Source organism: Streptomyces sp. NPDC045021 (genome assembly GCF_056432645.1).
Genome location: NZ_JBWKIQ010000004.1, coordinates 238029 through 250727 on the forward strand (window position 1 = coordinate 238029; position 12699 = coordinate 250727).

13 protein-coding genes are annotated in these 12699 nt (G+C 70.3%); 7 read left to right on the forward strand and 6 right to left on the reverse strand.

What is annotated here, in order from left to right:
* Positions 1–49: 49 nt before the first annotated feature.
* The 5 genes from AC07DC_RS15195 (at position 50) to AC07DC_RS15215 (ending at position 5180) form a co-directional block, all read left to right on the forward strand.
* Entirely contained in the window at positions 50–652 is a 603-nt protein-coding gene (locus AC07DC_RS15195; protein WP_478914845.1) for a methyltransferase family protein, read from the forward strand.
* Complete coding sequence (locus AC07DC_RS15200; protein WP_478914846.1) at positions 649–2364, forward strand: AMP-binding protein; 1716 nt, start codon at positions 649–651, stop codon at positions 2362–2364. The genes AC07DC_RS15195 and AC07DC_RS15200 overlap by 4 nt, the downstream gene beginning before the upstream one ends.
* A gap of 86 nt (positions 2365–2450) precedes the next feature.
* Positions 2451–2906, forward strand: coding sequence for a hydrolase (locus AC07DC_RS15205; protein ID WP_478914847.1), 456 nt, complete (start codon positions 2451–2453; stop codon positions 2904–2906).
* A 51-nt stretch (positions 2907–2957) separates the two neighbouring features.
* Entirely contained in the window at positions 2958–4247 is a 1290-nt protein-coding gene (locus AC07DC_RS15210) for a YhgE/Pip domain-containing protein (protein WP_478914848.1), read from the forward strand.
* Positions 4248–4679: 432 nt separating this feature from the next.
* Positions 4680–5180 (forward strand): hypothetical protein, encoded by a 501-nt coding sequence (locus AC07DC_RS15215; RefSeq protein WP_478914849.1) that lies wholly within the window; start codon positions 4680–4682, stop codon positions 5178–5180.
* Between the two features lie 33 nt (positions 5181–5213).
* On the opposite strand, the gene AC07DC_RS15220 is transcribed toward AC07DC_RS15215, so the two are convergent.
* The 4 genes from AC07DC_RS15220 to AC07DC_RS15235 all read right to left on the reverse strand — a co-directional run bounded on the left by AC07DC_RS15220 (position 5214) and on the right by AC07DC_RS15235 (position 10093).
* A complete protein-coding gene (locus AC07DC_RS15220) occupies positions 5214–7850 on the reverse strand; it encodes a helix-turn-helix domain-containing protein (protein ID WP_478914850.1) in 2637 nt (878 codons plus the stop codon).
* Positions 7850–8065, reverse strand: coding sequence for a hypothetical protein (locus AC07DC_RS15225; protein WP_478914851.1), 216 nt, complete (start codon positions 8063–8065; stop codon positions 7850–7852). The genes AC07DC_RS15220 and AC07DC_RS15225 overlap by 1 nt, the downstream gene beginning before the upstream one ends.
* A 429-nt stretch (positions 8066–8494) precedes the next feature.
* Positions 8495–9097, reverse strand: coding sequence for a cadmium resistance transporter (locus tag AC07DC_RS15230; protein WP_478914852.1), 603 nt, complete (start codon positions 9095–9097; stop codon positions 8495–8497).
* 174 nt (positions 9098–9271) lie between these two features.
* The gene (locus AC07DC_RS15235) at positions 9272–10093 is read right to left on the reverse strand and encodes an SDR family oxidoreductase (protein ID WP_478914853.1); all 822 of its coding nucleotides are present in this window, start codon (positions 10091–10093) and stop codon (positions 9272–9274) included.
* 83 nt (positions 10094–10176) lie between these two features.
* Between AC07DC_RS15235 and AC07DC_RS15240 the strand changes: the two genes are divergently transcribed.
* Positions 10177–10782, forward strand: coding sequence for a TetR/AcrR family transcriptional regulator (locus AC07DC_RS15240; protein WP_478914854.1), 606 nt, complete (start codon positions 10177–10179; stop codon positions 10780–10782).
* A 14-nt stretch (positions 10783–10796) separates the two neighbouring features.
* On the opposite strand, the gene AC07DC_RS15245 is transcribed toward AC07DC_RS15240, so the two are convergent.
* Positions 10797–10952: a hypothetical protein gene (locus AC07DC_RS15245; protein WP_478914855.1), complete on the reverse strand. Its 156-nt coding sequence runs from the start codon at positions 10950–10952 to the stop codon at positions 10797–10799.
* A 117-nt stretch (positions 10953–11069) separates the two neighbouring features.
* Complete coding sequence (locus AC07DC_RS15250) at positions 11070–11489, reverse strand: MarR family winged helix-turn-helix transcriptional regulator (RefSeq protein WP_478914856.1); 420 nt, start codon at positions 11487–11489, stop codon at positions 11070–11072.
* Positions 11490–11550: 61 nt separating this feature from the next.
* On the opposite strand from AC07DC_RS15250, the gene AC07DC_RS15255 reads away from it, so the two are divergent.
* Positions 11551–12351 (forward strand): alpha/beta fold hydrolase, encoded by an 801-nt coding sequence (locus AC07DC_RS15255; RefSeq protein ID WP_478914857.1) that lies wholly within the window; start codon positions 11551–11553, stop codon positions 12349–12351.
* The last annotated feature ends 348 nt before the right edge of the window (positions 12352–12699 follow it).

A 12699-nucleotide genomic window follows, 5' to 3' on the forward strand; every position in this document is an offset into this window, starting at 1 on the left:
GGCAACTCCCGTACGTCCCTGTGTCATTCCTTGAAAGGACATCGACCCCGTGAACGAACCCGCCCTCTTTCTTCTTCTGTTGAACTTCGTCGTCATCGGAGCGCTCCCCAGAGTCTTCTTCCGGTCCGACGGCCGCTTCAACATGAAATGGTGGCTCACGGCGCTGCCCTTCGGCCTCAGCCCGCTGTTCGTCGCCGGGTCCGCCGCTGTCGGCTGGGAGCCGATCACCCCCGACGCGTGGCGTACGGGGCTGAACCTCGCGGCGGTGGTACTGAACGCCGGCTCCATCGCCCTGACCTTCCTGACGCTGGGCACCCACCGGATCCCCGTCGCGCTGTGGCACCAGGACAACGACGACCCGCGCCACATCGTCACCCACGGCGCCTACAGTCTGATCCGGCACCCGTTCTACGCGGCGTTCCTCCTGGCGTTCCTCAGCGGAGCCGTGCTCTTCCCGCACCCGATCACCCTGGCTCTGTTCTGCTACGGGGTCGTCGCGCTCAACGCGACCGCCGCCCGGGAGGAACAGCGGCTCAGCGGCTCGGAGTTCGGAGTGGAGTACCGGAGGTACCTCGCCCGGACGGGACGCTTCCTGCCCCGTCCCCGTAGGACCGCACCGGCGGAGACCAGCCGGGTCGGGGGCCGGCCGTGAACGTCCTTCCACCGCTCACCGCCTGGTTGACGGACCCGCACCCCGGACGGGGCGTCCGCTTTGCCGACGACTCGGGCGGCTGGACGTACGTCCCCTATCCGGAGCTGGCCGCTGCCGCCCGCCGGGTCGCCGCCGAGATGCGGTCGGCCGGTGTCCGCCCCGGCGACGTCGTGTGTCTGCTGATGCCCACCGGCCTGCCGTGCCTGACCGCACTGTTCGGCGCCTGGGCGGCGGGTGCGACGATCTCCCCCCTGCCGCCGCCCTCGTTCCAGACCGATGACGCGTACGTCGAGCACATCGCCGCCGTACTGGAACAGGCCGCACCCGCCCTGGTGGTCGCGACCGGGGAATTCGCCCCGCTGGCGGCCCGCGCGATGACCGGGGCGGGGATTGCGGGCCGTCCGTGGACGCCTCAGGAGACCGGCGCCGCGGTCGTATCCGAGGCAGCCGGGTCCGAGGGCGCGCCCCTGGCGCTGCCGGTGGTTCCGGGAGCGGAGGGCATCGCCCTGCTGCAGTTCACCTCGGGTTCCACCGGCCGGCCACGCGGTGTCCGGATCTCCTGGCGGAACCTCACGGCCAACCGTGCCCTGCAGAGCCGCCTGATCGGATGGAAGGACGGGGACGGATTCGCGTCCTGGCTGCCGCTCCACCACGACATGGGTCTGATCGGCTGCTGTCTCTTCCCGGTCGCCTCGCAGAGCGACCTGTGGCTGATGCGCCCCGAACAGTTCATCCGGGACCCGGCCCGATGGCTGGAGTGCTTCGGGCCGGGCCGGGCGGCGCACTCGGCGGCGCCTTCGTTCGCGTTCGCCTACGCGGCCCGGCGGGTCCGGCCACGGCGGCTGGACGAGCTGGATCTGTCCGGGTGGCGCAGCGTCTGCGTCGGCGCCGAGGCGGTCGACCCGGCGGCGCTCGCCGCGTTCGCCCGGTTCGCCGAACCGGCCGGGTTCTCCGCGGACGCGTATGTGCCCTCCTACGGCCTGGCGGAGAACACGCTGGCGGTGACCGGCGCCGCGGCGCCGGTCCTGATCGCGCGCCCGGACTGGGCCGCACTGCGGATGGGCCGGGCGGTGACCGTCGAGGACACCGCCCGGCTGGGTGATCGGTGCGTCGAGCCGGGGGCCGGCTGGCTCGTCGGCCACGGCTTTCCCCAGGACAGTGACGGGGTCGCCGTCCGCATCCTCGACGAGGACGGCCGGCCGGTCCCGGCCGGCCACCTCGGGGAGATCGCCGTGTCCGGCACCTCGGTGGCGCCCGGCTACCACGCAGGACGGAACGGCGGTCCGCACTCCACCCGCTTCGTCGACGGCGAGCTTCGCACCGCGGACGCCGGTTTCCTGCACGCCGGCCAGCTCTTCGTCCTGGGCCGGATGGGCGACAGCCTGAAACTCCGCGGGCGCAGCGTCTACGTCGACGATCTCGACGCGAAGGTCGCGGCCGTGGCCGGGCTGGACCGGGACCGCGCGGCGGTGGTGGCACTCAATGACCGCGGGCGGGCCGGTGTCGCGGTCTTCGTGGAGGCCGCCCTCGGCCCCTGGGCGGAGAAGGTGACCGAAATGCTGCGTGCCGAGCTCGGCCCCGAGCCCGCTCTCACCCTCGTCGCCGGCCGTCGTGGCCTCCTCAAGCGCACCACCAGCGGCAAGCTGCGCCGCCGCCATATGTGGCAACTGCTCCAGGAAGGCAGGCTCGAGGCGGTGACGACCAGGCTGTGACACGAACCCGGTGCACCGGATGCGGCTGCCGGTGGCCGCCGTGAGCCGGAAGCCGTGAGCCCGGAGCCGCTACTACGATGAGCGCCATGGGATCGCTCCTTCACCGGCTTCCGGCGGATTTCTGGACCGTCCCGTACGCCGGTTCCCGCTTCCCGGGCTCGGCGGCCGTGGCCGCCCGGCCCGGCCTCGCGGCGGGCGCCAACTGCCAGCTGTTCGCCTACGAGGTGCTCAGGCATTTCGGTCTGGCCCCGCCGGCCCTGCGCTCCAGCGACCTGTGGGACGACACGGAATCCACGGTCCGCGTCCTGGTCCCCGAGCCTCTCGACCTGCTCCTCTTCAATGCCGCTGATGATCCCTACGGTGCCCATGTCGGCGTGTGGATCGATGACGACGCCGTCGTCCACCTGTGCGCGGAGATCGGGCGCCCGGCCGTGTGGGGGCCGGCCGACTTCGCGGCGCGGAAGCGCTATCGAGTCCTGGTCGGCGCCAAGCGAGTGATGAACCCGTCTGCGGGGTCCGAAGCAGAACAAAATAGACCATAAACGGATACTCTCCCCTCGGATGGCACCAGGGACTGCTACCGATGGAGAGCGATGCCGGCGAATCAGCGCACCACCGGTGTGACCGCGTGGCAGGTCCTGCGCAATCCCAAGATCTGGGCTTTCCCGGCGATCGTCATCGGGCTCGTCGCCCTGCTGCTCTCCCTGGTCTACATGGGAGGCATCCTCAACCCCAACGGCAATCTGCATCACATGCCCATCGGCCTGGTCAACGCCGACCGGGGCGCGGTGGTGGCGGGGCAGCGGACGAATCTGGGCGAGCAGATCACCGAGGGCATCGCCGATGCGGCCAGGTCGCAGCAACAGGCCTCCTGGCGCCGACTCGACGCGGCGGCCGCGCGGGACGGACTCGCCTCCGGGAAGCTCTACGGCGTCCTTGAGGTACCGGACGGCTTCACCAAGGCCGTCGGCGCGCTGGGGGTGTCGAGCCCGCAGCCACCCGCGCGGCCGATCATGACCGTGTTGACCAACCCGGGTGCGGGCAGCCTGGCCTCCTCGTTGGCGAGCTCCATCTCCCAGCAGACGGCGCACGCGGCGTCGGCGAAGCTCGGCGCCTCACTCATCGAGCGGGTGCGTCCCGCGGGCGGCGCCACGACCAACGCCGAACGGCTTCTCCTGCAGGATCCCGTGACGGTCAAGGTCGCGGTCGGACATGCCATCGGGTCGCACAGCGGTCTGGGCCTGACCGCCTTCTACTACACCCTGCTCCTGGTCCTGTCCGGGTTCCTCGGGGCGAGCGTCATCAGCAACGGCGTCGACGTCGCTCTCGGCTACGCGGCCAGCGAGCTCGGGCCGGTGCGAACCCAGCGGCCCACGGTGCCGATCAGCCGGACCCGGACCTTCATCGTCACCTGCGTGATGTCGCTGGGGCTCTCCGCGCTGACGTCGAGTCTGATCATGCTGGCGACGGTGGCGATCCTGGGCATGGACGCATCCCATCTGCCGCTGTTGTGGATCTTCTCGTTCTGCGCGACCGCCGCGGTGGGGCTCGGGGTCCAGGCCCTGCTGGCCGCCTTCGGCGGGATCGGGCAACTGATCAGCATGTTCGTGTTCATCGCCCTCGCCCTGCCGTCCTCGGGCGCGACCATTCCGCTGCAGGCGCTGCCAAGCTTCTACCGCGTGCTGTCCGAGTTCGAACCCATGCGTCAACTCGCCGACGGCGTCAGGTCGATCATGTACTTCGGCGCCCAGGCCGACGCCGGCCTCACCCGCGCGTGGGTCATGATCGCGGTCGGAGTGGTCGCCGCCCTGGTCTTCGGCTTCGCCATGACCGGCTACTACGACCGCAAAGGCCTGCACCGCATCGTGCCCGAACACGCCTGACATCCAGTTCCGCGCACGGTGGGTGACCTATCCATTTCTCACTGAATGCCGCCATTGGTACCTGTATGACACTTGTGGTGGTGAACGGTACCTGCCGCCACGGACAAAGTAATTTCGCCCCGGCACCGCCTCCGGACCGCCCCGCTACCCCCTCCGCGCCGGCGACAGGCCCTACCGCCTGGGAAGACTCCAGCCCTGCTGCCAGGCCGAGCAGAGCGCCAAACTCCGTGGATCTTGCCGTCAACACCTGCGCGGCACAGGGTGGGCGAAGATGCGCCGGCGGCGCTGAGATAATGGCGGCGGACGGCCTCGAAATCGCGCGCTGCCTGACATCGACCCGAACCGGGCCGCTGATTCCATCGGAGACACCATGACGACCCTGACCACGGCCCCGGTCACCGCCGCCGTCGCTGTCCCGGCCGAGGTCGCCTGATGGGCGCGCTGGAGCCCGTCGCCCTGGTGTTGGACGGCTACCTCGAGGACGCCCCCACCCCGGTACGCGGTGATGAGAGCGGGTCGACAGCGGCGTTCCGTCTGATCCATTCCCCCACGGACCACGCCGCGGACGAGATGCTGCTGCCCTGCCTGGTGACCGACCGGACCCTGGCCAGGACCGCCTTGAACGAACTGGAAGAGGGCGACCTGCTGCGGGTGGAAGGCTTGCTGATGCTGCCTTCCGGCACTTCCGACGGCGTGCTGCGCCTGCAGGTGGAAACCATTGAGGTCCTGTCCGCGGCCCCGGTACGCGAGATCGAGCCCGACACGGTCGAGCGCCACGGCCCGTATGTCATCGTCAACGGCACCACGCACAGTACCGGCGCCGACCCGGTCCAGATGTGGACCGACGCCGGCGCCTGGGTCGGCATCGCGCCCGGGCCCGCCGCCGTGCAGGACGTGATCACCGCTTACGAGGCCCGCACCAACGGCACCTGACGCGCACGAGCCTGAAGTCGGTGGCGTCGGCTCTCACCTCGACGGCCAGGACGCTGATTCCGGCAGCATGGGGGATCTTCGTGCGAGCAGGCCGGCCAGTCGGCCGACGGGGTACCGAGTGTGTGGCCCGATGGGCAGTGCTTCCGCGAAGGCAGGATGGCTGAGCCGGAAGGCGCCGCCTACCGGTACGAGTACGCCCACACAGACCGCACTGACGAGGATCTGCAGGTCGGCTGCCGCGGAGTAGCTCACCGCCCGGCCGATCAGGATGCGGGGATCACCTGCGAGAGGGTCCCCGAAGTGGTCACAGATGGTCTGTTCCACTCGTGACAGATGTTCCCAGGTCGCAGCGATCTCCTGCTCGAGACGCTCCCGATGCGTCAGCCACCACAGCGGCTTGGTCGGCAGGAACAGGCCGAGGTAGTACCGGACTCCGACGCTGGGACCGAGGCCCAGCAGCGCCACACTCACCAGGACCGTCACGGCGACCGAGGGCGACAGTGTCATCCCGCCCAGAATGATTGCCGCGGCCGCGCCGAACGAAAGCGTGAGCAGACAGGACCAGCGTGCGTCGTCGGCGAACATGGCGGGTGCCGTCACGCATTGGGTGTCGTCGACCGGCTGCGTCAGCTTGTGGGAGACGGTCAGGTATGCGGCGCACAACCACCCGCCGATGACAGCGGCGACGGTCCCCGTACCTGTGGTCAGGTAGTCGGAATCGTGTGGTATCCGGGACACAGCGAGGCTGCTGAGAATGACGCCGGCTGCCAGCGCCGCCGCAGTGGCCAACAGGTTCGGCGGATCCGAGCCCATCGACGAGGACGGGCGCACGGCCTGCCCAGGGGCGGGCGGTGGGCGGCGTGCTCCCGACTCCGGGCGACGCCTCCGGTACGCCGGCCGCGGGCGCCCCCGGCGGAACAGCGCCCGTACGAACAGGGGCAGAGCCACCAGGAGGAACGCCGCAGCCCAGCCCGCAACGACTACGACGATCATCAGCGCCACCACCGCGAACATCGCGGCGGGCCGGGGCGAGGTCGGAGCGATCGCGGTCGGGGCGATGAGCAGCGGATCATTGGCTCGGGGAGCCGCACGTGTAAGTACCGCGTGCAGGGCCGCCAGACCGATCGGCGCAGGCCCGCCGGTTGCCTCCTGTGCCCCGTACCGGACCGCGAGATGGTGCTTCACCAGGTGGGCGCGCAGAGCGGCGGCGTCGGGGAACTGTTCGCGGTCCAGGAGCGTGTCGGGGGAGGCGTAGGCGTGCAGGTAGCGGCGGCGTGCGGTGGCCGCGAGGAACGGCGTCGCGCAGACCTCCTGCAAGGACACCGTGCGAGGGTCGCCGGCGTGCAGCGCGTCGATGACGTTCTGCCAGGAGCGGCCCTGGCGGGCTGCCCCCGCAGGCAGGAACGCGGCGAGTTCGGTTGCGCCCAGCGGCTGCACATGCACCGCGGCGGAGCGGCTGACCACGGTGCGGGATCGTTCGACCACCTCCGTGTAGGCGCTCATCCGGCTGGTCAGAACGACCGGCCGGCGGGGGTCGAACGCGTTGACCTCCTCCACCACTTCCACGCGTCGATCGAAGCTCAGGTCGTGCAGACCGTCGAGGATCGGGAGCAGCAGATGGTGCTCGTTGAGGTGCTGCACCGCCTCGGGGCCGAAAGCACGAGCGGCGTGATGGTCGATCCATTCCTGGAGCGGCCCACCGGTCCACGTCATCAGGGGCAGCAGCAACGGAACGGGTCGCAGGGCGTTTTCGGCTCGCTCCACCAGGCCCAGGCCCAGCCTGCGGACCAGATTGCTCGCGCCCGCCCCGGCAGACCCGAGCACGATCAGCCGACCGGAGGCAACGGTCTGGTAGATGTCCGTGATGTCGGCGCCGCGCCCGCCCAGCGACGGCACCGAGGCGTCGGAATGCCCGCTGATCACGTTCCAGTCGTCCTGGAGGTGGGCGCCGGCGGCGCTCCAGCGGACGTCGATCCAGGGAGCGTTGCGTCCGTCCTCGCCCATCGGATCCTGCGGCACAAGCCGGCGGCGTGCGGCGGCCCGGACCGCGGCGTACCACTCGGGGACCGGCGTGGTCTCCGTCGGTGCTGAGCTGCGCTCGGCTGCGTCCTCGGCCCGCTTCCAGCGTGCGCTCCACACCTGCTCGATCTCGTTTTGCGGAATACCGGCCGCCTGCAGGATGTCTTGAACGCGGTTCCAGGGCGGCAGTGCGCGCCCCCGGGTGTCCCGCGACAGGGTGCCCGGGGCGTATCCGGCCCGTCCGGCCACCTGACGCTGGCTCATCCCACTGGTCCTGACTGCGTCACCGAGCAGTTGGGCGAACTCGGCCACCAGAGCGTGCGGTGCCGGGCCGGGGGCGCCACCCGACGGTGCGGCAGCCTTGTCCGTGCCGGCGTTCTTCACGGCGCGATGCGCGCGCTCCCAGCGTTCGCGCCATTCGGGCTCGTCGGCCTGGGCGTCGCAGGCGCGGGCGTAGGCCCATGTCACCTCCCAGGACGGCAGCCGGCGACCTGCGGCGGCCGTGGACAGTGTGGTGGGAGAGAAGGTCACCGCCTCGGCGAGACCGGCCAACGTCAGTCCCGCCGAGCCCCGCACGGACCGAAGGGTCCGTGCGAGGTCGACGAGCGCGGGGACGCCGTCCTCGGGAAGCGGGGCTTCCCCGCGGGGCATTACCGGATCCTTGTGCGGAACGCCTGCGGGGCTCCGAGGAGCCGGCCGGCGATTTCCGCGCCGGCGCCGCCGACGACGATGGCGATTCCGGCCGCGGCCTGCGCGTCCTGACCGGTGGCGCTCAGCACAACGGTGAACAGCACGATCACGATCAGGACGACGATGCGTCCTGGCGTTCCGGCGATGCCGGTACGCGGTGGCGGGTTGGTTCTCATGGCAGAGACCTCCGAGATGTACGAGCCCGGACAACGTGCCGTGACCGACCAGCAGTTGGCGCTGCAATGAGCAGAAGGTGACGGCGTATCAAGGATGCCTATTCCCGGCCTCCGGAGGAGGCGTTCCCGCCCGTTGGAATGCCCCTGATGACCGTTTCGTTCGCGGTCGGAAGAACCACGCCCCGCGTGCAACGGCAGAACAACGACCGCACAATGCCGAACCTCGCAGGTCAACCGGCCGGAAGTCGCGCCGTGCGCAGCCCGCCCCGTCGACGTGGCAAACAACCGCGCGCGCTCCCACAATGGATGCCGAGGCAGAAAGTACGAACAACTGCCGCAGGCAGTCTCCGACCCACGAGCCCGGACGGCAGCCACCGACCGCCCCGTTGGCGCGGGGCGGTCCACCCGGCGTCGGGCGCCGCCGACCGGTCAGAGGCCGAAGGCGCCGCCTTCGACGAGGATGAGCAGCCCGATGGCGATCAGCACCAGGGGCAGCAGAACGTGCCCCCACCGTGCGAGCGCCCTGGCGATGACCGGCCGGGTGGCGAAGAACCTGCCGCCGAGGCACCACACCCCGACCAGGATCAGGAAGACGACGGCGTACACGCTCATGCCGGCGACACCGGCGGTGGCGAAGACGGGGACGTACACGCCGATGTTGTCGCCACCGTTCGCGAACGTGACCGCTGCCACCTCCCACGGGCCGGGCCCCGCGTCCCCGGCGTCGCTCTCCTCCTGCTCTGCACTGTTGTTGCGCCTGCGCCACGCCTGCCAGGCGGCCTTGAGGCCCAGGGCCAGCGGCAGCACACCGAGATAGGGGATGGCGGACTCGGGCAGGAACGTCGCACCGAACGCCGCCGCGACGGCAACGGCCAGGATGCCCGCGAAGCCGAGGTACTGCCCCAGCACGATGCGCCGGCCCGAACCCCGGTCCCCGGCTCCCTGAGCGAAGAACAGCGACAGGATCACGATGTCGTCGATGTTGGTCACGGCGAACAGACCGGCCGCCTGCCCGATGATCGCCAGATCCACTGCCCGCGCCCCCGCTTCGCCTCGTCCTGTGCAAGGGGCGACGTTACCCGCTCTCCTGCGTGCCGCGCAGATGGGCACTCGCCGGCTCGCGAACCCGGTTCTGGCTGAAGCCGCGCCCATGGCCCGCAGTCCCGGCACGCCGTATGCCGGCGCCGGGAGTGCGGGATCGGCTCGTTACTTGAATGCCGCGGCGTGGCGCTCGGCCCAGGCGGCGAAGGTGGCCGGCGCGCGGCCGAGAATCGCCTCGACGTCGGGGCTGAGCCGCTGCTCGGCGGGGAGTGGCGTGCCCAGGATCGCCAGGGTGCCTTCCACCACTGGTTCCGGCATGACCTGGAGCATCTGCTCGCGGGCCTCCTGCCGTGTCTGTTCGATGAACTGGACCGGCTCGCCCAGCGCGTGAGCGATCGCCCGAGCCCGCTCGCGGGGGGTGATCAGTGCCGGGCCGGTCAGCTCGTAGGTGCGGCCGATGTGCTCGTCGGCGCGGAGCACGGTGGCTGCGACGTCGGCGATGTCTGCGGGGTCGATGGGCGGCAGCCCGGTGTCTCCGAACGGTGCGGGAGCGATCCGCCGGGAGCGGATCGGCTCGGCCCACGCGTAGGCGTTGGTGTGGAAACCGCCGGGCCGCAGCACCGTCCAGTCCAGTCCCGAGCCGCGCACGGCCTCCTCGAAGAGGGCCGGGTGCCGGTACACGTCCGGGCGGGTGCCGGCGCCCTGGGACGACAGCAGGATCACTCGGCGGACCCCGCCGGCTTTTGCCGCGTCCAGGAGGGCGTGCGGATCATCGCCGGCCACCAGCAGGAACAGCGCGTCCGCGCCGTCCAGGACCGGCCGCATGCTGTCGGGGTCTGCGAGGTCCGCCACAACGGCCCGGACTCCGTGGGGAACGTCGGTGTCGGTGATCCGGCGCGAGACCGCGGTCACCTGCTCACCCGCATCGGCCAGCCGCTGCACGAGCATCTGTCCCACATTGCCGGTCGCACCCGTTACTACGATCATTTTCGTCTCCACTGGAGTGAGTTAGTTGGCTAACTGAAAAGGGACTGTAGCGGGATGGGCGATGGCTGTCTACTATTAGTCAGGTGACTAACTCAGAGCGGGCTGTGGGCAGCCCGGACCGCCCCAGGGCGGGCAAGCGGCAGCGCCTGATGGCCGCCGCCGCCCAGGTGCTGCACGAACAGGGCGTGGAGAAGACCACGATCGCCGACATCGCCGGCGTCGCGGACGTGCCCGTCGGCAACGTGTACTACTACTTCAAGACCAAGGACCAGCTGGTCGAGGCCGCGATCGAAGCGCACGCCCAGCGACTCCACGAGCTGATCGCCGTGCTCGACCAGATCCCCGAACCCAAGGAACGCCTCAAGGCACTGCTACGTGGCTGGGCCGACGAGCGCGACCTCGCGGTCCAGTACGGCTGCCCCTTCGGCACCCTGGCCTCCGAGCTCGACAAGCGTGCCGACGGCCTCGACCGCTCGGCCGCCACCGTCATGCACCTGCTCATCGACTGGATCGACCGGCAGCTCCAGGACCTCGGCCACGCCGACTCCCACGACCTCGCCCTGACACTCTTCGGCGCCTACCAGGGCATGTCGCTGCTCACCAACACCTTCCGCGATCCCGAGATCATGACCGGCCAGCTCAAGCGCCTGGAGACCTGGCTCGACTCCCTCGAACCGGACCCCGTCTGATCCCGGCTCGGGCATCACGTGGAGGCGGATGAACCGTCGCGCCGGCGAGGCAGGAGCGCGTCGGCCCGGTCGCGGGCCACCAGGCCGAGCAGTACAGCGGCGACGAACGTGCCGCCGACCTCGCCGATCAGCTTGGTGTCCGCGGTCTGCACACCCACGGTGGCGTACACCAGCACCAGCAGGATGCCCAGCAGTCGGGCGGGGACGGCGAAGGGCGGAACGGTGCCGATGGCGGTCGTCCGGTCGGTCCATGGCGACCTCCCGGCTGGCGCGCGGCGACGCCCGCATTACGCGTCCAGGCCGCCGTCGATGCGTTGGAGGAGGCCGAGCAGGGTGGCGCGGTCGGTGGGGGAGAGTGCGGAGTAGCAGTCGGCGAGGACTTCGTCGGCGATGCGGTGTCCTGCGTTGAGGACCTCCTCGCCGGCCGGGGTGAGGTAGTGCTCGATGCGTCGGCCCTGGCCAGGAAGGCGTTCGATGAGGCCGACAGCCACCAGCCGGCCGGCGAGCGTTCCGAACGCCTGCTCGCTCTGGAAGGTCGCCACCGCCAGTGCGCGGGCCGGCGCTCCGGGTGTGCGGCTGATCGCGCGCAGCGCGTCCCACTGGGCCAGCGTCGTACCGGCGGCGGCGAGCCGGCTTTCGAGCGCCCGGTGCTGCTTGTACTGGGCCTGCTTGACCGCTCTTCCAAGGACCTGCAGTTCATCGGGCATGAACCCATTCTAGAGCATGACCAAGCTTGTTTATATAAACATGTTTAGTTAGGGTGTGGGCATGACCACAGACCACACGGTTGCCGTGTACCCGGACCTGTCCCTGACCATGACCGAGGCCGGAAGCGGCCGGCCCTGCCTGATCCTGCACGGCGGCGGGGGACCGGCCACGGTCGCCGGACTCGCAGGTCACCTGGCGCAGACCACGCGCACCATCACACCCACGCATCCCGGCTGGAACGGCACTCCTCGCCCCTCGTGGCTGACCGGTATCGACGATCTCGCGCTCGCCTACCTGCACTGCCTCCACGATCTGGAGCTGAGTGACGTGCTGGTGATCGGCTCCTCGCTCGGTGGCTGGACTGCCGCCGAAATGGCCGTGCGGGACACCGCGGGACTCATCACCGGGCTTGTCCTGATCGACCCGGCCGGCGTCCACGTCGAGGCCGAGCCGATCACCGACTTCTTCGCCCTCGACGCTCGCGGCGTCGCCGAGTACGCCTGGCACGACTCGGCCCGCTTCTACGTCGACCCCGCCGATGTCCCCGCCGAGCAGCTCGCCCTCCGGGAGGCCGGCCAGGCCACCATGCGAGTCATCGCGGGCGACCCCTATATGCACGACCCCAAGCTTCTCCGCCGCCTGCAGCGCGTTGACGTCCCCACCCTCCTGCTGTGGGGAGAAAGCGACCGCATCGTCACTCCCGCCTACGGTGCGGCTTTCGCCGACGCCTTCGGCAACGGCCGACTCCAGGTCATCCCCGAAGCCGGCCACCTGCCGCAGATAGAACAGCCGGCAGCCACTTTCGCCCTGATCGACTCCTATCTTCGCCAGGAGAGCGCGGCCTCCGACGACGGCCGCTGACCGTAGAGGACCAGGCACCTTTCCACCGGCTGCACCGGCCACCCACAGGCGCGCCCACCGGTTCCGTCCCGCCAGAGACCGCTGACACCCTGCCCGCCCCCGCCCCAACCCTGCCGCCTGCGTCGTCGCGGGTCGGGGCGAGGTGGGGGCGGGCCGTTTTTATGGCCCCGGGACCCCGTATGACGTGAGCCCGGGCACAGGACGTACGTCACGTCCGACGCCGCTTAGTGGACGATTTGTTCCATTTGGTCGGGCTGCGCACAGCCCCGGACAGGACCCTCCGACCCTCCGTACTAAGACGAGTAGTACGCGGGGTCTTTGCCATCGCTGACGCACCGCGTTAACCAT

What these genes read in the sequence shown, in the direction of transcription:
- AC07DC_RS15205 (WP_478914847.1), top strand. Translation starts at nt 2,451, where the DNA reads ATGGGATCGCTCCTTCACCGGCTTCCGGCGGATTTCTGGACCGTCCCG.
- AC07DC_RS15210 (WP_478914848.1), top strand. Translation starts at nt 2,958, where the DNA reads ATGCCGGCGAATCAGCGCACCACCGGTGTGACCGCGTGGCAGGTCCTG.
- AC07DC_RS15215 (WP_478914849.1), top strand. Translation starts at nt 4,680, where the DNA reads ATGGGCGCGCTGGAGCCCGTCGCCCTGGTGTTGGACGGCTACCTCGAG.
- AC07DC_RS15220 (WP_478914850.1), bottom strand. Translation starts at nt 7,850, where the DNA reads ATGCCCCGCGGGGAAGCCCCGCTTCCCGAGGACGGCGTCCCCGCGCTC.
- AC07DC_RS15225 (WP_478914851.1), bottom strand. Translation starts at nt 8,065, where the DNA reads ATGAGAACCAACCCGCCACCGCGTACCGGCATCGCCGGAACGCCAGGA.
- AC07DC_RS15235 (WP_478914853.1), bottom strand. Translation starts at nt 10,093, where the DNA reads ATGATCGTAGTAACGGGTGCGACCGGCAATGTGGGACAGATGCTCGTG.
- AC07DC_RS15250 (WP_478914856.1), bottom strand. Translation starts at nt 11,489, where the DNA reads ATGCCCGATGAACTGCAGGTCCTTGGAAGAGCGGTCAAGCAGGCCCAG.
- AC07DC_RS15255 (WP_478914857.1), top strand. Translation starts at nt 11,551, where the DNA reads ATGACCACAGACCACACGGTTGCCGTGTACCCGGACCTGTCCCTGACC.